This is a genomic window from Gordonia alkaliphila, assembly GCF_023017165.1.
Taxonomy (GTDB): Bacteria; Actinomycetota; Actinomycetes; order Mycobacteriales; family Mycobacteriaceae; genus Gordonia; species Gordonia alkaliphila.
In genome coordinates, this window is the sequence record NZ_JALKBW010000001.1 from 2,215,398 (window position 1) to 2,233,944 (window position 18,547).

Here is an 18,547-nt window from a genome sequence, read left to right on the forward strand (position 1 = left end):
ACTGAGATGACGAACCTGGAGAACCGAACCGGCAGCAAGTACGCGATGAAGTACCTGCCGAACATCGACGTGGAGCGGCCGGAACTGCGGACCGCGGACACCCGCATCACCATCACCACGCGTAAGCGCCGGGTCACCAGCCTGCGCAAGCCCGCCGTGGTGCAGGAGGCGCTCGACTTCTGGTCGTTCTCGGGCGCCGCGGCCAACGTCGTGATGCAGCTCGGCTGGCCGGAAGTGGCCTACGGGGTGATGGAGTCCAAGGTGGAGTCGGGCGCGCTGATGAAGCACCCGTGGAAGCGGGCGCGCACCACCACGCAGTATCTGGCGGTCGCGATCCTCGGTTCCGAGGAGGAGAAGACGGCGTTCCGCGAGGCGGTGAACTCCGCGCACCGGCACGTGAAGTCCGACGAGCGGAGCCCGGTGAAGTACAACGCCTTCAACCGCGAGCTGCAGTTGTGGGTCGCGGCCTGCCTGTTCGTCGGTATCGAGGACAGCCACCAGCTGCTGCACGGGTTGATGGACGAGGAGGAGGCCGAGGGCTTCTATCAGTCGGCCAAGACGCTCGGCACCACGCTGCAGGTGCCCGAGGACATGTGGCCGGCCACCCGCGCCGAGTTCGATCACTATTGGAACACCGCCTGCCAGCGCATCGTCATCGACGACACCACGTGCGAGTTCCTCAACGACCTCGTCGATCTGAAGATGATCAACCCGTTGATCCGGCTGCCCTTCGTGAACCTGCTGCGGTTCCTCACCATCGGGTCCCTGCCGCCGCTGTTCCACGCGCAGCTGGGTCTGGAATGGACCGACGACGATCGACGCCGCTTCGAGCACCTGTTCACGTTCGTCTCGATCGTCAACAAGTTCCTGCCGCGTTCGATCCGCTTCGGCGGCAGCCGCGTGCTGATGAAGGATCTGCAGCGGCGCATGAAGCACAGCCGGGACATGATCTGAGTCGCGAGGGGACCGGGATGTCCACGAAGTCGCGACCGACCCTGCAGCGAATGCTCGACGAGCCGGTCAGCTATCTGCTCTGGCCGCGCGCGGCGCTGATGCAGCTGGCCCATCCGGCGATCGCCCCGACCGAGGTGGAGAGCGGCGCCTACGGCAACCGCGGCGCGCACCGGTGGCGGGCCACCATCGAGTATCTGCGGCTGGTGGCCTCCGACGACGACGAGTCGGTGCGGCTGCTGATCCGCGAGGTGAACCGCATCCATGCGTCGGTGCGGCAGCCGGTCGATCACGACGTCGACGGACCGCGTCGCCCCGCCTTCGATTCGGCCAATCAGGGCTGGGTGGCGGCCACCTGGTTGCACAGCCTGATCGACGCCTACCGGCTGATGATCTCCGACATCGACGACGACGTCCTCGACCAGCTGGTCGTCGACTTCGAGCGGGTCGGAGGATTGCTGCAGATGACGGTGGACGAGTGGCCGCAGGACTACGCCGCCTTCCTGCGGTACATCGAGGCGGGGGAGCGGACCTTCCCGGCACGGCTGCCGCGCTCGGACTCGCGCGACGCGCCCGAACGGCTCCTGCCCGGCGACGTTGCCGCGCAGGTCTTCTCCACCTATTCGCTGCCGTTCCGCTACGTGCGGATGGCACCGACGGTCCGGCTGCTGACGTGGGGTGCGGCCGGACCGCAGGTGCGGGAGGTCTACGGCGTCGAGTGGTCGCAGGAGCACCAGCAGCTCTTCGACAAGCGGGTGCGACGCTGGCGGCGACGGATGGCGTGGTGGCCTGGCGTGTGGCGGCGCCGCAACGGCCGCAAGCAGCGTCGTCGTTCCGCGGAACGGCTGCGCGAGCACCAGACCTTGGCCTAAACGGAGGTCAAAGCGATCGAACGACGACGATCCCGAACCAAGGAGGACGCGTGAGTGCACCGGTGCGGCGAACCCAGCTGACCGACGAGGTGGCCGATCGGTTGCGAACCCGGATCATCACCGGCGAAGTCCGGCCGGGGGAGTTCATTCGGCTCGACGAAGCCGCCGCCGAGTTCGGCTGCAGCGTCACGCCGGTGCGCGAGGCGCTGGTGACGCTGCGTGGAGAAGGACTGGTGCGTTCGTCGCCGCACCGCGGTTTCATCGTCGACGAACTCGGTCGGGCCGACATCGAGGACATCTTCTGGATGCAGGCCGAACTGTCCGCGCGCCTGGCGACGCACGCGGCGCGCAGCGCGACGTTGGCCGGCGAACTCACCGCGCTGACCGCGATCGTCGACGACCTCGAGCGCAGCGTCCGTGCCGGGGACGCTCTACGCGTCGGTGAGCACGAGTACGAGTTCCATCGCCGCGTGAATCTCGCCGGCGGCAGTAAGAAGCTCGCCTGGTTCCTGTCCGCCGCGACGCGGTACACGCCGCACGGTCTGTATACGAGCGATGTGGAGTGGGGTGAGCAGGCGGTGGCGAGCCACCGTCGACTGATCACGCACCTCGCCGACGGCGATGTCGACGCCATCCGTGCGGAGATCCACTGCCGGTTCGTCGACGCCCGAGAACGCCTGGTCCGGAGCCTGGAAGGGATCGGTTTCTGGGAGGGCGCCGACCACTCGGCCTCTGCGTGAGCGCTCGGCGGACGCTGTGGCACAATCGAACCCGCATTGATCCGCCGTGGTGTAATCGGCAACACTCCTGATTTTGGTTCAGGCATTTCAGGTTCGAGTCCTGGCGGCGGAGCAACGGTATGCAGGGGAAACTACGGGGGGAAACCGAATGAGCATGCGACGAATCGCGACGATCCTGGCCACCGCGGGTGTGGTGGGCTCCGGTCTGCTCGGGGCGACGACGCTCGCCGCCGGCGAGGCCGCCGCCGGACCGCAGATCACGTGCACCGGTGCGATCTGCAAGAACCGCGGCGACGTGATCGGCATCGGCTTCGGTCAGTACCGCTGCCCCAACGGCATCGTCTACCCGTCGATCGCCATCGTTCCGCCCCGTGGCACGGCGGCCGTCTTCCCGGCCAACTGCAGCCCCGCGCCGAACCTCTACTACTGACCCCTGCCCGCCGGCCTGGCGTGTCGCGACCCTGATCCCGGGTCGCGGTCCGAGCCCCGAGCGCGGCGCGGCAACAGGGTCGCGAAGCGCTCGGCGCGCCCTCGCACTACTGAGCGGGTGACGAGCTCTGCCCCGGCGCGGTGTCCTTGGCCGTCAGCCCGGTGATGCACCAGCCCTGGCTTCGGTCCCGCTCCAGGGCTACTTCGTACGACTGCGTCGTCGCTTGCGCGCTGGCCACCTGAACGGCGGCCCGTCCCGAGTCCCCGTTCACCGAAGCCGGCTGTGTCTGAGTCATCGACCCGGCGGTGTAAGGCGAACCATCCAACGACTGCTTGCCGGCGAAGTCCGCTTGAGCTTCCGTGCATACCGTCCGTTCCACGGCGTCGCCGAGGCCGGCTTCGTTGTACGACGACACGAAGTCTTCGACGGTCACCTGTGCCGCCTTCGCTCCGGTGCCCGGACCGCTCCTGTTGTTGGGGTAGTCGCCGCACGCGGTCGCGCCCGCTACAACGGCGGTCCCTACAGCACCGGAAACGAGGGCTCGAAGAAGTCGCCCGCGACGGGGCTGCCTGGTCTGCATGCCACGACGCTACCCGTTTCTGCCTCTGACCAGCCGAGTTGTGTTCCCGTTCGGCCCTGTGTAACTTAGTCCAAGTCGTCAGCGACCAAGTTTCTTCCAGAAATTCGGAATCGCAGGTTGACAAACAGGATCAAGATTGTTTACAGTAGTGATCCTGCCGGTCAGGAAGTCTGGTGCCGGCCTCCTGGTGAGGCTGACCACAGCGAGTTGACCGGGACGGGTTCCGGATGTAGTCTGGAACAGTTGCCCGCGAGACGGACAACAGGCTCTGCTCATTGAAGTTCGCACAGCGAAAGTTGTTGTGTGGTGTTGGTGGGTGTGTGTTTTTTGAGAACTCGATAGTGTGTAAGAGAAATTTTCTTGTGCCAGTTATGTTTTGGCTGGTGTCGAGGATTTTTTGGACAAGAATTTTGTTTTTGTTTTTGATTGTTTTTTGATGCCAGTCAATTCTTTTTTTGAAGGATTATTTTGGTCAGGTCTTTTCTCCTGGTCTAGTGCTCAAACTATGCTGGCCTCTTTGGGGGTTGGTGTGTTTGGTCTAGTTTTGTTGGAGAGTTTGATCCTGGCTCAGGACGAACGCTGGCGGCGTGCTTAACACATGCAAGTCGAACGGAAAGGCCCAGCTTGCTGGGTACTCGAGTGGCGAACGGGTGAGTAACACGTGGGTGATCTGCCTTGCACTCTGGGATAAGCCTGGGAAACTGGGTCTAATACCGGATATGACCTCTGACTGCATGGTTGGGGGTGGAAAGCTTTTGCGGTGTGAGATGGGCCCGCGGCCTATCAGCTTGTTGGTGAGGTTAATGGCTCACCAAGGCGACGACGGGTAGCCGACCTGAGAGGGTGATCGGCCACACTGGGACTGAGACACGGCCCAGACTCCTACGGGAGGCAGCAGTGGGGAATATTGCACAATGGGCGCAAGCCTGATGCAGCGACGCCGCGTGGGGGATGACGGCCTTCGGGTTGTAAACTCCTTTCGCCAGGGACGAAGCGCAAGTGACGGTACCTGGAGAAGAAGCACCGGCCAACTACGTGCCAGCAGCCGCGGTAATACGTAGGGTGCGAGCGTTGTCCGGAATTACTGGGCGTAAAGAGCTCGTAGGCGGTTTGTCACGTCGTCTGTGAAATCCTGCAACTCAATTGTAGGCGTGCAGGCGATACGGGCAGACTTGAGTACTACAGGGGAGACTGGAATTCCTGGTGTAGCGGTGAAATGCGCAGATATCAGGAGGAACACCGGTGGCGAAGGCGGGTCTCTGGGTAGTAACTGACGCTGAGGAGCGAAAGCGTGGGGAGCGAACAGGATTAGATACCCTGGTAGTCCACGCCGTAAACGGTGGGTACTAGGTGTGGGTCTCATTTCACGAGATCTGTGCCGTAGCTAACGCATTAAGTACCCCGCCTGGGGAGTACGGCCGCAAGGCTAAAACTCAAAGGAATTGACGGGGGCCCGCACAAGCGGCGGAGCATGTGGATTAATTCGATGCAACGCGAAGAACCTTACCTGGGTTTGACATACACCAGACGCCGGCAGAGATGTCGGTTCCCTTGTGGTTGGTGTACAGGTGGTGCATGGCTGTCGTCAGCTCGTGTCGTGAGATGTTGGGTTAAGTCCCGCAACGAGCGCAACCCTTGTCCTGTATTGCCAGCACGTAATGGTGGGGACTTGCAGGAGACTGCCGGGGTCAACTCGGAGGAAGGTGGGGATGACGTCAAGTCATCATGCCCCTTATGTCCAGGGCTTCACACATGCTACAATGGCGCGTACAGAGGGCTGCGAGACCGTGAGGTGGAGCGAATCCCTTAAAGCGCGTCTCAGTTCGGATTGGGGTCTGCAACTCGACCCCATGAAGTCGGAGTCGCTAGTAATCGCAGATCAGCAACGCTGCGGTGAATACGTTCCCGGGCCTTGTACACACCGCCCGTCACGTCATGAAAGTCGGTAACACCCGAAGCCGGTGGCCTAACCCTTGTGGAGGGAGCCGTCGAAGGTGGGATCGGCGATTGGGACGAAGTCGTAACAAGGTAGCCGTACCGGAAGGTGCGGCTGGATCACCTCCTTTCTAAGGAGCAAACATTTAATCATTGGTTTCGGTGCCGAATGTGTGCCGGCCATGGTTTGTTCGAGGGTGAAACACAAGAAATCCATGCGTACACGTCACGGTGAATCATCACTGTGACGTTGTGGTGGCCGTGCGAGTGATTGCCGGCCTGGACTTTTGCACACTATCGGGGTTCTGAGAAAACACCGGTCGATGACGGGTTCCTTCGGGGGCTGGTGGTCGGTTCAGAGGTTTTCTTGGTTGCTCACACTTTTCCGCCCATGTCGGCCCTTTCGGGTTGGTGGGTGTTGGGTGGTGTGGGTGTGTGTTGTTTGAGAAGTGCATAGTGGATGCGAGCATCAAAGTCAAGGACTGTTGATTTTACAGGAGATCTTGTTTTTGGTGTTTGTACTGCAATTATTTTGTGTGTCTCTGTAAGAATTTGTAGAAATACTCATGTTGTGGAATGTCCACATTCGTGTCCATGTGAGTGGGTGTGTTTGTGGGTGTTGTTGTAAGTGTTTTAGGGCGTTCGGTGGATGCCTTGGTACCAGGAGCCGATGAAGGACGTGGTAGGCCGCGATAGTCCTCGGGGAGTTGTCAAACGAGCTGTGATCCGAGGGTGTCCGAATGGGGAAACCCAGCACCAGTGATGTGGTGTTACCGTCCGGTGAATGTATAGCCGGTGCGGAGGGAACGTGGGGAAGTGAAACATCTCAGTACCCACAGGAAGAGAAAACAATTGTGATTCCGTGAGTAGCGGCGAGCGAAAGTGGATCAGGCTAAACCATGCGTATGTGATACTCGGCAGGGGTTGTGCGTGTGGTGTTGTGGGAGTGTTGTGGCCCGGTCTGCCGGCTGGGCGGTCAGTGAGAAAACAGGATGTTAGGTGAAGTGGCCTGGAATGGTCTGCCGTAGACGGTGAGAGTCCGGTAACTGAAAATGTTCTGTCTGGCTTCAATATTTTCCCAAGTAGCAGCGGGCTCGTGGAATCTGCTGTGAATCTGCCGGGACCACCCGGTAAGCCTAAATACTTCCTGGTAACCGATAGCGGACTAGTACCGTGAGGGAAAGGTGAAAAGTACCCCGGGAGGGGAGTGAAATAGTACCTGAAACCGGACGCTTACAATCCGTCAGAGCCTGTGCAGTCTTTGGTGGCTGGTGGGTGATGGCGTGCCTTTTGAAGAATGAGCCTGCGAGTTAGTGCTCAGTGGCGAGGTTAACCCGTTGTGGGGTAGCCGTAGCGAAAGCGAGTCTGAATAGGGCGTTTGAGTCGCTGGGTCTAGACCCGAAGCGGAGTGATCTACCCATGGCCAGGGTGAAGCAGCAGTAAGATGCTGTGGAGGCCCGAACCCACTTCAGTTGAAAATGGAGGGGATGAGTTGTGGGTAGGGGTGAAAGGCCAATCAAACTCCGTGATAGCTGGTTCTCCCCGAAATGCATTTAGGTGCAGCGTCGCGTGTTTCTTACCGGAGGTAGAGCTACTGGATGGCTGATGGGCCCTACTAGGTTACTGACGTCAACCAAACTCCGAATGCCGGTAAGTGAGAGCGTGGCAGTGAGACTGCGGGGGATAAGCTTCGTAGTCGAGAGGGAAACAGCCCAGATCGCCGGCTAAGGCCCCTAAGAGTGTACTAAGTGGAAAAGGATGTGGGATTGCTTAGACAACCAGGAGGTTGGCTTAGAAGCAGCCACCCTTGAAAGAGTGCGTAATAGCTCACTGGTCAAGTGGTCCTGCGCCGACAATGTAGCGGGGCTCAAGTACACCGCCGAAGCCGCGGCAATCACACATAGACATCCACCATGATCTGCGGGTTGTGGTGTAGTGGTGTGGTTGGGTAGGGGAGCGTCCTGCATCCGTTGAAGCCATCGAGTGATCGTGTGGTGGAGGGTGTGGGAGTGAGAATGCAGGCATGAGTAGCGAAAGACAAGTGAGAAACTTGTCCGCCGAATGACCAAGGGTTCCTGGGCCAGGTTAATCCGCCCAGGGTGAGTCGGGACCTAAGGCGAGGCCGACAGGCGTAGTCGATGGACAACGGGTTGATATTCCCGTACCCGTGTATCCGCGCCCAATGATGAATCATCTGTACTAACCGCCCAAAAGCTACTTCTCCTTCCTTCGGGTTGGTTTGGTGGTGGCTGCGTGGGACCTTGGGTGTAGTAGTCAAGCGATGGGGTGACGCAGGAAGGTAGCAGGGCCAAGTGATGGATGTCTTGGTGTAAGCCTGTAGGGCGGAACATAGGTAAATCCGTGTTCCATGTAGCCTGAGAGGTGATGCGTAGCCGTTGAGGTGAATTCTGTGATCCTATGCTGCCGAGAAAAGCCTCTAGTGAGTTGGTACACGGCCCGTACCCCAAACCGACACAGGTGGTCAGGTAGAGAATACTAAGGCGATCGAGAGAACTGTGGTTAAGGAACTCGGCAAATTGCCCCCGTAACTTCGGGAGAAGGGGGACCATTTCTGGTGACGACTTTTTCGGTCTGAGCTGGGGGTGGTCGCAGAGACCAGAGAGAAGCGACTGTTTACTAAAAACACAGGTCCGTGCGAAGTCGTAAGACGATGTATACGGACTGACGCCTGCCCGGTGCTGGAAGGTTAAGAGGACCGGTTAGTCAACTTTGTTGGCGAAGCTGAGAATTTAAGCCCCAGTAAACGGCGGTGGTAACTATAACCATCCTAAGGTAGCGAAATTCCTTGTCGGGTAAGTTCCGACCTGCACGAATGGCGTAACGACTTCTCTGCTGTCTCAACCACAGACTCGGCGAAATTGCAGTACGAGTAAAGATGCTCGTTACGCGCGGCAGGACGAAAAGACCCCGGGACCTTCACTATAGCTTGGTATTGGTGTTCGGTACGGTTTGTGTAGGATAGGTGGGAGACTGTGAAGTGGGCACGCTAGTGTTCGTGGAGTCGTTGTTGAAATACCACTCTGATCGTATTGGGCTTCTAACCTCGGACCCTGATCGGGTTCAGGGACAGTGCCTGGTGGGTAGTTTAACTGGGGCGGTTGCCTCCTAAAATGTAACGGAGGCGCCCAAAGGTTCCCTCAGCCTGGATGGCAATCAGGTGTTGAGTGTAAGTGCACAAGGGAGCTTGACTGTGAGACGTACATGTCGAGCAGGGACGAAAGTCGGGACTAGTGATCCGGCACCGGCAAGTGGAAGCGGTGTCGCTCAACGGATAAAAGGTACCCCGGGGATAACAGGCTGATCTTCCCCAAGAGTCCATATCGACGGGATGGTTTGGCACCTCGATGTCGGCTCGTCGCATCCTGGGGCTGGAGTAGGTCCCAAGGGTTGGGCTGTTCGCCCATTAAAGCGGCACGCGAGCTGGGTTTAGAACGTCGTGAGACAGTTCGGTCTCTATCCGCCGCGCGCGTCTAGAAACTTGAGGAAACCTGTCCCTAGTACGAGAGGACCGGGACGGACGAACCTCTGGTGTGCCAGTTGTTCCGCCAGGAGCACTGCTGGTTAGCTACGTTCGGAAGGGATAACCGCTGAAAGCATCTAAGCGGGAAGCCTGTTCCAAGATGAGGTTTCTCACCCACCTTCGGGTGGGGTAAGGCCCCCTACAGACCATGGGGTTGATAGGCCAGAACTGTAAGCACAGTAATGTGTTCAGGTGACTGGTACTAATCGGCCGAGGACTTACTAACAACACCCAAACACCAATGTTTGGTCTCGCATCCACTATGTACTTTCTGAGGCAACACACGTTTTGTGTGTTTGTTTCGCCTTGTTACGGCGGCGATAGCGGTGGGGAAACGCCCGGCTCCATTCCGAACCCGGAAGCTAAGCCCACCAGCGCCGATGGTACTGCACCCTAATCAGTGTGGGAGAGTAGGACACCGCCGAACATTACTTGGAATGGCCCCCGGACCCTTGTGGTTCGGGGGCCATTTCGCATCTGCAGGCTCTGCCAGTGCCGCGGGTACACGCGTGGCCGTCGACCCGCCTTTGCAGCGAGGTGCCGCCTGTGCGTCGTCGTACCCCCTCGGGGGGATGGAGTCGGTGGCAGTCCTGCTTTGGTGTGCGGCGCCGTCGGTGCGTCGTCGTGCCTCGTTGGGGATGGGGTAAGTGGCAACTGTCTGCCGCCGCGGGACTGTGCGCGTGTGGTGGACTCGCGCTCGGCGGGGTGGTCATCGACCGACAATCGCACGCCTAAGGTGGAGATATGGCAGTGAATCGGCCCGGTGACGGCAGTGGCGAAGTGGTGCGCGCACCGCGGGCTCGGATGACGGGCGCGCAGCGTCGACTTCAGCTGATCGAAGTGGCCCGTGGCCTGTTCGCTGAGCGGGGCTTCGAAGGGACCTCGATCGAGGAGATCGCGCAACGCGCCGGTGTTTCCAAGCCCATCGTCTACGAACACTTCGGTGGCAAGGAAGGCCTGTACGCGGTGGTCGTCGACCGCGAGATGGAGACCCTCCTGGAGATGGTCACCAAGTCGCTGACACAGAACCGCTCGCTGTACCGGATCCAGCAGGTGGCGCTCGCATTGCTCACCTACATGGAGGAGCGGACGGACGGCTTCCAGATCCTGGTGCGCGGAGAGTCGATCGTTACCGGAGAAGACGGCGAGAGCACGCGCTACGGGAGCCTGCTCAATGACGCCATCAGCCAGGTGGAACACATCCTTGCCGGCGACTTCGAGCGGCGAGGGTTCGATCCCTCGCTTGCCCCCCTGTACGCGCAGGCGCTCGTCGGCATGGTCTCGGTGACCGCGCAATGGTGGCTCGACGTCCGGGAACCGCCGAAAGAGGTGGTCGCCGCCCACCTGGTGAACCTGTGTTGGAACGGACTGACCCGCTTGGACCCCGATCCAGTGCTCGTCGAGCACGACTATGTCGAACCGGTGCAGGAGTAGCCGTCCGCACAGCTGCGATGGGGGCGGCTCCGACCGCCGGTAGTAGACTGGAGCCATGATCACGCGAGCGAACGGCCTGCTGGCCGGTGCCGTTTCCGTGATCCTCGGTATCGCAGCGCATGGCCTGGCCGGTGGTTATCGGCCGGAAGGGCGTCAGCTGCTGTTGCTCGCAGCCATCGGACTCGGCGTCGCGGCGATCCGCGGTGCGCAGGTCGATCGCGCACAGCAGCATCGGGCCCGCGGCCGCTCGACGTCGGAGTGGCTCGCGGTGACCGGGGTGGTGGCCGGCGGGCAGCTCGCGTCGCACCTGTCGCTCTCTCTGCTCGGGAGGCCGTCCGGGCACCACACCATGAACTCGGCCGCCATGATCGGGTGGCATCTGGCCGCCCTCCCGGCCGCGGTGATCGCACTGTGCGCGATCAGCGCCGTGCTTCGGCTGCTGGTCTCGACCGTCGCCGCGCTTCGCGTCGCGTTGCCTGCGCGACCCGAACTCACGGCGTCGGTGACTCCCGCAGAACCCGCCGTCGCTCTCCATGACCTCACGCCCCGACTGTCCGTAGGGATGCGCGCTCCACCCGTTTTGGGTTGAGTTCCGCCACGACATTCGCACTTCCGGCCCGAGTCCGGAAGTGACTATCCCTACGCCAGAAAAGGCAGTTTCACCATGGCAATTCGCCGTATGCATCGTCCCGCCGTCGCTCTCATCGCCGCCGCGGCTCCCTTGCTCATCCTGACCGGATGCAGCAGCAGCTCCGACAACAGCACGTCGTCGTCGGCTAGCGCCTCGCAGGAACAGAAGAGTGCGCTTGTGATCACCGATCAGTGGGTCAAGGCCTCCGACGAGCACATGACCGCGCTCTTCGGGACCCTGAGCAACAACAGCGACAGCGAGATCCGGATCGTCTCCGGCAGCACGCCCGTCGCCGGGGAAGTTCAGCTGCACGAGACCGTCTCCGAAGGCGGCGTCAACGTGATGAAGGAGAAGAAGGACGGCTACGTCATCCCCGCACACGGCAGCCTCACGCTGAAGCCGGGCGGCGATCACATCATGCTGATGGACCAGAAGGAACCCATCGCGGCCGGCCAGGAAGTGACCGTCGAACTGCGGATGTCCGACGGTTCGACGGTCCCGGTGACCGCGACGGCACGTGACTTCGCGGGCAACCAGGAGAACTACCAGCCGTGACCACCTCGCGCGGATCCGCCCGGATCTCGCGCCGAGGACTCCTCACCGGAATGGCCGGCCTCGCCGGCGTCGGTGTGGGTGCTGCTGCAGTCGGTCTCGGCGTCGAACGTGAATCGTCCGACGCCGAGCCGGCGCGGCAGACCGTGGAGTTCTACGGGCGCCACCAGGCGGGTGTGATCACCGCTCCGGCAGCGTTCGCCAATTACATCGGCGTGGATCTGATCGATCTCAGTTCGCTGTCCGGGGTACTGACCCTATGGACGCAGGACGGGGCACGGTTGACCCAAGGCGTCCCGGCGCTGGCCGACCCGGAACCCGAATTGGCCACAGCGCCGTCGCGCCTCACCGTGACGGTGGGGGTGGGGCCGCGGGTGTTCGACGATCCACGCTTGGCCGGTCGTCGACCGTCGTGGCTGAAGCCGTTGCCCGCGTTCAGCATCGACCGACTGCAAGACCAGTGGGGCCAGACCGACCTGCTGCTGGTGATCGCGGCCGACGACCCGGTGACGCTGGCGCATGCCACGCGGATCCTGACCGCCGAGGTGCGCACCATCGCCCGCGTGCGGTGGGTGCAGCGCGGTTTCCGAACCGCACGCGGCACGCAACCCGAGAGTCAGACGCAGCGCAATCTGTTCGGTCAGGTCGACGGCACCGAGCAGCCGCGCAACAGTCGGTACGACGACCTCATCTGGGACGACGGCGCCGAGCAGCCCTGGCTGGCCGGCGGCACCTCGATGGTGGTGCGGCGCATCGCCATGCACATGGACACCTGGGAGGAGCTCGACCGGGGCAACCGGGAACTGGTGATCGGACGGAACCTGACCAACGGCGCACCGTTGACCGGGACGAACGAGCACGATCCCGTCGATTTCGCCAAGACGGAAGGCGGTCTGCCGGTGATCCCGGCGTCGTCGCACATCGCCCGTGCGCATCGGCGCGCGGACCACGAGCAGTACCTGCGGCGCGCGTACAACTACGACGAGCCGCCTGCGCCTGCATTGCCAGGGCAGGAGCCGGATACGTCGAACACGGGGTTGATCTTCTCCACCGTGCAGCGCGACCCGGTGCGGCAGTTCCTGCCGTCGCAGCAGCGGCTCGCCGAGCACGACGACCTCAACGTGTGGACCACGCCGATCGGCTCGTCGGTGTACGCGATTCTGCCCGGCGCGACCGAGGAGGTTCCGCTGGGAGGTTCGTTGCTGAACGGTCGGTAGCGGGTCACTAGAATGGTTGGAGTGTCGACTTCACCTTCGCTGTCCGGACTGGCCGCCTATGCACTGCGCGACGGCGCCTTCGCCGAACTGGCGCAGAACGCCGACCGGGTCCGCCTGGACCTGACCGCGCCGGACGCCGCGCGGCCGTTCATCGTCGCCACCCTCGCCGCACGGGATGCCGGACCGTTGCTGGTGGTGGCGGCGAACGGCCGCGAGGCCGACGACCTGACCGCCGAGCTCGGCGAGCTGCTCGACGACGGTCCTGCGGTGGTCGCGCAGTTCCCGTCCTGGGAGACGTTGCCGCACGAACGACTGTCGCCGAGCGCGGACACCGTCGGCCAGCGCCTCGCGGTGCTGCACCGGCTGGCCGATCCCGACGCGGCGCCGCTGCGCGTGGTGGTCACCACCGTGCGGTCGCTGATCCAGCCGATGGCGCCGGGTCTGGGTTCCCTGCGGACGGTGACCCTGACCGAGGGCGAGGACTCCGACTTCGACGCCCTGGTGGCCCAGCTGGTGGAGATGGCGTACGAGCGCGTCGACATGGTCGGTCGACGCGGCGAGTTCGCCGTCCGCGGCGGCATCCTCGACGTGTTCCCGACCACCGCGGATTTCCCTGTGCGCGTGGAGTTCTGGGGCGACGAGGTGACCGACATCCGCGCCTTCTCCGTCGCCGACCAGCGCACCCAGCCGGAGATCGAGACGCCCTCAGTGCAGATCCATCCGTGCCGAGAACTGGTGCTCACCGAGCAGGTGCGGGCGCGGGCCGCCGAGCTGGCGGAGACCACCGCCGACGAAGCACTGGCCGAGATGATGACCAAACTGGGCGAGGGCATTCCGGTCGACGGCATGGAGGCGATGATTCCCGCCCTCGTCGAGGGCGAGATGCAACTGCTCACCGAAGTGCTGCCCGAGAACACCCGCGTGCTGGTGCTCGATCCCGAGAAAGTCCGCACGCGCGCAACGGATCTGGCGCGCACCGGCGCGGAGTTCCTGGAGGCGTCGTGGAATGCGGCGGCGCTCGGGGCGGGTGCGCCGGTGCAGGCCGAGAGCGTCGACCTGCAGGCCAGCTCGTATCGGCCGGTGGCCGAGGTGGAGCAGGCCACCGTCGACGCGGGCCGCTCCTGGTGGACGGTGAGCCCGTTGTCGTCCGGCAGCGGCGAGGAACTGGAACTGAACCTGCAGGCCGGGCCGGCCCCGCACGGTGACGACTCGGCGATCGCGGACCTGCTGGTGAGCCTGCGGGCGCAGCTCGCCTCCGGCGGGCGTGCCGCGGTCGTGGCGGCGGGCAAGGGGACGGCGCAGCGGTTCGTCGAACGTCTCGGTGAAGCCGAAGTGCCCGCGCGGTTGATGAGCGACGGCGACGAGCCGCCCGCTGACGCCGTGGCGGTGTACCACGGCACCTTGCGTCACGGACTGCTCGTGGGGACCTTCGTGGTGATCACCGAGGCCGACCTGACCGGCGCCCGCGTGGTGGGCGTGAAGGACGGCCGCAAGCTGCCGGCCAAGCGCCGCAACCAAGTCGACCCGTTGGCGCTCGTCGCCGGCGACATGGTGGTGCACGACCAGCACGGCATCGGGCGGTTCGTCGAGATGATCGAACGCACCATCTCCGGTGCGCGGCGCGAGTACCTGGTGATCGAGTACGCGCCGGGCAAGCGGGGCCAGCCGGGGGACCGGCTGTACGTGCCGATGGACTCGCTCGATCAGCTGTCGCGGTACGTCGGCGGCGAGCAGCCGTCGCTGTCCAAGCTGGGCGGCTCGGACTGGTCGAACACGAAACGCAAGGCGCGCAAGGCCGTTCGCGAGATCGCGGGCGAGCTGGTGCAGCTGTACGCGGCGCGCCATTCGGCACCTGGCTTCGCGTTCAGCCCGGACAGTCCGTGGCAGCGCGAGATGGAGGACGCGTTCGACTTCACCGAGACCGTCGATCAGATGACGGTGATCGCCGAGGTGAAGGGCGACATGGAGAAGCCGGTCCCGATGGACCGGGTGATCGTCGGCGACGTCGGCTACGGCAAGACCGAGATCGCGGTCCGCGCGGCGTTCAAGGCGGTGCAGGACGGCAAGCAGGTCGCGGTCCTGGTGCCCACCACAATCCTTGCCGGACAACACCTTCAGACGTTCACCGAGCGCATGGCCGGGTTCCCGGTCAAGGTGCGCGGGCTGTCGCGCTTCACCGATCCCGCCGAGTCCAAGCAGATCATCGCCGACCTCGCGACCGGCGACGTCGACGTCGTGATCGGCACCCACCGACTGCTGCAGACCGGCGTGGTCTGGAAGGACCTCGGGCTGGTGATCGTCGACGAGGAACAGCGTTTCGGTGTGGAGCACAAGGAGCACATCAAGTCGCTGCGTACGCACGTCGACGTGCTCACCATGTCGGCGACGCCGATTCCGCGAACGCTGGAGATGTCGATGGCCGGCATTCGCGAGATGTCGACCATTCTGACGCCGCCCGAAGAGCGTCATCCGGTCCTCACCTACGTGGGCGCCTACTCCGACAAGCAGGTCGGTGCGGCCATCCGACGCGAGCTGCTGCGCGACGGTCAGGTCTTCTACGTGCACAATCGTGTGTCGTCGATCGACAAGATGGCCAAGGACATCGCGCGCATGGTGCCCGAGGCGCGGGTGGCCGTGGCGCACGGCCAGATGCCCGAGGAGCTGCTGGAGAAGACCGTCGACGCGTTCTGGAACCGCGAGTTCGACGTGCTCGTGTGCACCACGATCATCGAGACCGGTCTGGACATCTCGAACGCCAACACGCTGATCGTCGACCGGGCCGAGAACTTCGGTCTGAGTCAGCTGCACCAGCTGCGCGGGCGCGTCGGGCGCAGTCGTGAGCGTGGCTACGCGTACCTGTTCTACAGCCCAGACAAGCCGCTGACCGAGACCGCCTACGACCGCCTCGCCACCATCGCCCAGAACAACGAGCTGGGCGCGGGAATGGCTGTGGCACTGAAGGATCTGGAGTTGCGCGGCGCCGGCAACGTGCTGGGCGCCGAGCAGTCCGGGCACGTCGCCGGAGTCGGCTTCGACCTCTACGTGCGCCTCGTCGGCGAGGCGGTGGAGGCCTATCGCGCCGCCGCTGACGGCGAGACCGTTTCGCAGGAGGAGACCAAGGAGGTGCGGATCGATCTGCCGGTCGACGCGCACATCCCGGTGGAGTACGTCGAAGCCGACCGGCTCCGGCTGGAGGCGTACCGGAAGCTGGCGTCGGCCGCCTCCGACGCCGACGTCGACGAGGTCCTCAACGAACTCAACGACCGCTACGGTCCGCCGCCGGTGGAGACCGAGCGGTTGGCGTCGATCGCCCGGCTGCGTCTGCGCTGCCGTGAGCGGGGGATCACCGAGGTGACGTTGGCGGGGACGTCGATCCGCTTGGCGCCGATGGTGCTGCTCGACAGCGAGCAGGTTCGCCTGGCGCGCCTGTATTCGTCGGCCAACTACCGGGCGACGACGCACGCGGTGACGCTGCCGATCCCGCGCACCGCGGGCATGGGGTCGCCGCGACTGCGCGACGACGAGCTGATCACGTACCTCGTGACGTTCCTGACCCAGATGCTGCCCGAGCCGCGCTGACCGAACTCGAAAGGACGGTGCGACGTGGCGCTGCCACCGCTCCCGATCTCGCCGAACTATTCGTTCGGCTACCTCGACGACACGCTGTTCGTGCGTGCCGCGGACGGTCCCGGGGAGGAGATCCGGCTGGCGCCGGGGGAGTCGTACGCCTGGGACGACGAGGGCGTGCGCTACTCGCTGACCTTCGTCGAACGCCGCACCGATGAGGAACTGCTGGAACGCTACCGGCGCGGGCCGATGATGGTGGGGCCGTCGCCGCACAGCGGGATCTTCGAGCTCACCGTGGAGCCCGGGGTCAGTGCTCGCGGGCGCGGCGTGCGCGCGGAGGTCCGAACCGTCCAGATCGGCTCCTGACCGCCCTGGTCACGTGGCTACAGCACCCACGTCGCGACGACTTTGTCGGATTCCGTCCATTCCGATCGGTGGAATCACAGTGTGGGTGCGGGCACCGTCGACCCCCACTGAGTATGGTTCTGCCTATCTACTTGCGGAGGTGCCACCATGCCCGTGATCCTGTTGGATCCAGCGCTGCCCGACCTGATTCCGGTGCGCGCGGTGTCTTCGATGACCGGTCATGTCTACGTGACCGAAGACGTGCACCCGTCGTTGCTCTGGAACCTGCCGTCGTACGAGTTCGCCAGCGCGGTGCGGGACCTGCCGTTCGACGCCGTCGTGCTGACCTCCGACCGTAAGCATTCGCTTGTGCAGCAGCAGATTTCGCGCGGCGCCGAGGTGATCGCCGGTGACGGTGTTGCGGGCAAGCGACTGCTCGAGGCCGTCGCCCTGATGGATCAGCTGCGGCGCACCGGACCGTGGGAGCAGCAGCAGACGCACGACTCGCTGCGTCGGTACCTCCTGGAGGAGGTCTACGAGCTGCTCGACGCCTTCGACCAGGGCGACGCGAAGGAGCTGTGCTCGGAGCTGGGTGACCTGCTCCTGCAGGTGCTGTTCCACGCGCGGATCGCCCAGGATTCGGCCGTCGACGCCTTCACCATCGACGACGTGGCGCAGAGCTTCGTGGACAAGGTCTCGTACCGGACGCCGGGCGTGCTGTCCGGCGAGCACTCCGACCTGGAACGGCAAATCCAGGAGTGGGAGGAGCGCAAGGCCGCCGAGCGCAATCGGGGGAGCGTGCTCGACGGTGTGGTGACTCAGCAGCCAGTGCTGTCGTTGACGCAGAAGCTGTTCGAGCGCCTTGCCGGCGCCGACTTCCCGCGCGACGCCATCAGCCCGTCCCTGACGCGGATCGACGTCCCGGTGCGCAAGCACGCCCGCGATAGCGTCGAGGACACCCAACGCCGCCTTGTCCTGCAGCTGATGAACCAGGTACGCGCCGCCGAGAACGCCGCCGGTATCGACGGCATCCACCCCCGCGACGAAAACACCTGGCGCAAGTACCTGGGCATGACCCACGACGACGTTCCTCCCGCCGAACTTCGCCGCCGGTTGAGCCCGCCCCGACGGCTGAGCCGTCCACGCCGGCTGAGCTTCGTCGAAGCCCCGCCCCGCCGGTCGAGCTCGTCGAAGCCCCGCCTCGCCGGCTGAGTTCGTCGAAACCCCCCGGCCCGCGTCGATCCCGTGGCCCGTCGAGCCCGTCTGGCCTGGCGACGACGACCACGAGCACAACAACCCGTGGGCAGCGGAGAGCACCTCCGGCAACGCAACAGCCGGACTCGGCTCGACCGCAGACACCCGACACGACTTCGACTTCGAGCTCGACGCCGAATCATCGGTCTCGGCGCCCACACTTGTCGAGACCACGACCCCGATCCCGGTCACCTCCGGACTGCCGGAGGCGAAGGACTTCCAGTTCGCCGCACCGGTCTGGGGCCAACCGTCTCAGCCGGAGCCCGAGTCAGGATTCCCCGAGGCCGAGGACTTCCCAGGCCCGCCGCCGAAGCATCGCATCGTCGACGCAGACCCGATCGAGGTCACCGAGCGCGACGTCGCCGTGTCCTACAACGTCGACGTCCCCCAGATGGTTGTTCGCAACCAGTGGGATGACGACGAGTAGGAACGCGATCGAACTGTCACTCGCCACGAGAGGTTCGTTTCGTGGTGAACATAGTTTCGGCCGGAATCGCC

Annotated in this window: 13 protein-coding genes, 1 tRNA gene and 3 rRNA genes; 15 read left to right on the forward strand and 2 right to left on the reverse strand. The window is 63.7% G+C overall.

Annotation, left to right across the window (positions count from 1 at the left end; all coding sequences use genetic code 11):
* Positions 1-6 precede the first annotated feature (6 nt).
* From MUG78_RS10025 to MUG78_RS10045, 5 genes are all read left to right on the forward strand, one after another.
* Positions 7-954 carry an oxygenase MpaB family protein gene (locus MUG78_RS10025; protein WP_246994411.1) on the forward strand — a complete coding sequence of 316 codons (948 nt, stop codon included), beginning with the start codon at positions 7-9 and terminating at the stop codon, positions 952-954.
* A gap of 17 nt (positions 955-971) precedes the next feature.
* Positions 972-1,823: an oxygenase MpaB family protein gene (locus MUG78_RS10030; protein WP_246994413.1), complete on the forward strand. Its 852-nt coding sequence runs from the start codon at positions 972-974 to the stop codon at positions 1,821-1,823.
* A 50-nt stretch (positions 1,824-1,873) separates the two neighbouring features.
* Entirely contained in the window at positions 1,874-2,563 is a 690-nt protein-coding gene (locus MUG78_RS10035) for a GntR family transcriptional regulator (protein ID WP_246994415.1), read from the forward strand.
* A 40-nt stretch (positions 2,564-2,603) separates the two neighbouring features.
* A tRNA-Gln gene (locus MUG78_RS10040) sits at positions 2,604-2,675 on the forward strand.
* Positions 2,676-2,711: 36 nt separating this feature from the next.
* Positions 2,712-2,993 carry a hypothetical protein gene (locus MUG78_RS10045; protein ID WP_246994417.1) on the forward strand — a complete coding sequence of 94 codons (282 nt, stop codon included), beginning with the start codon at positions 2,712-2,714 and terminating at the stop codon, positions 2,991-2,993.
* Between the two features lie 106 nt (positions 2,994-3,099).
* On the opposite strand, the gene MUG78_RS10050 is transcribed toward MUG78_RS10045, so the two are convergent.
* Complete coding sequence (locus tag MUG78_RS10050; RefSeq protein WP_246994419.1) at positions 3,100-3,426, reverse strand: hypothetical protein; 327 nt, start codon at positions 3,424-3,426, stop codon at positions 3,100-3,102.
* A 691-nt stretch (positions 3,427-4,117) separates the two neighbouring features.
* Between MUG78_RS10050 and MUG78_RS10055 the strand changes: the two genes are divergently transcribed.
* The 10 genes from MUG78_RS10055 (at position 4,118) to MUG78_RS10100 (ending at position 18,007) form a co-directional block, all read left to right on the forward strand.
* Positions 4,118-5,639 (forward strand): 16S ribosomal RNA (locus tag MUG78_RS10055).
* Between the two features lie 491 nt (positions 5,640-6,130).
* Positions 6,131-9,275, forward strand: a 23S ribosomal RNA gene (locus MUG78_RS10060).
* An 84-nt stretch (positions 9,276-9,359) separates the two neighbouring features.
* Positions 9,360-9,476: ribosomal RNA gene (gene rrf, locus MUG78_RS10065) — 5S ribosomal RNA — on the forward strand.
* Together the 16S, 23S and 5S rRNA genes form the textbook arrangement of a ribosomal RNA operon.
* 317 nt (positions 9,477-9,793) lie before the next feature.
* Positions 9,794-10,483, forward strand: coding sequence for a TetR/AcrR family transcriptional regulator (locus tag MUG78_RS10070; protein ID WP_246994420.1), 690 nt, complete (start codon positions 9,794-9,796; stop codon positions 10,481-10,483).
* Between the two features lie 55 nt (positions 10,484-10,538).
* Positions 10,539-11,072 carry a hypothetical protein gene (locus MUG78_RS10075; protein WP_246994422.1) on the forward strand — a complete coding sequence of 178 codons (534 nt, stop codon included), beginning with the start codon at positions 10,539-10,541 and terminating at the stop codon, positions 11,070-11,072.
* Positions 11,073-11,147: 75 nt separating this feature from the next.
* Positions 11,148-11,669: a copper chaperone PCu(A)C gene (locus MUG78_RS10080; protein ID WP_246994424.1), complete on the forward strand. Its 522-nt coding sequence runs from the start codon at positions 11,148-11,150 to the stop codon at positions 11,667-11,669.
* On the forward strand, positions 11,666-12,883 hold the full coding sequence (locus MUG78_RS10085) for a Dyp-type peroxidase (protein WP_246994426.1): 1,218 nt from the start codon (positions 11,666-11,668) through the stop codon (positions 12,881-12,883). The genes MUG78_RS10080 and MUG78_RS10085 overlap by 4 nt, the downstream gene beginning before the upstream one ends.
* A gap of 21 nt (positions 12,884-12,904) precedes the next feature.
* Positions 12,905-16,462, forward strand: coding sequence for a transcription-repair coupling factor (gene mfd / locus MUG78_RS10090; RefSeq protein ID WP_246994428.1), 3,558 nt, complete (start codon positions 12,905-12,907; stop codon positions 16,460-16,462).
* Between the two features lie 24 nt (positions 16,463-16,486).
* Positions 16,487-16,816 (forward strand): hypothetical protein, encoded by a 330-nt coding sequence (locus MUG78_RS10095; RefSeq protein WP_246994430.1) that lies wholly within the window; start codon positions 16,487-16,489, stop codon positions 16,814-16,816.
* A gap of 147 nt (positions 16,817-16,963) precedes the next feature.
* Complete coding sequence (locus MUG78_RS10100; RefSeq protein WP_246994432.1) at positions 16,964-18,007, forward strand: nucleoside triphosphate pyrophosphohydrolase; 1,044 nt, start codon at positions 16,964-16,966, stop codon at positions 18,005-18,007.
* Between the two features lie 310 nt (positions 18,008-18,317).
* Here MUG78_RS10100 and MUG78_RS10105 read toward each other — a convergent pair whose 3' ends face one another.
* Positions 18,318-18,503 carry a hypothetical protein gene (locus MUG78_RS10105; RefSeq protein ID WP_246994434.1) on the reverse strand — a complete coding sequence of 62 codons (186 nt, stop codon included), beginning with the start codon at positions 18,501-18,503 and terminating at the stop codon, positions 18,318-18,320.
* Between the last annotated feature and the right edge of the window lie 44 nt (positions 18,504-18,547).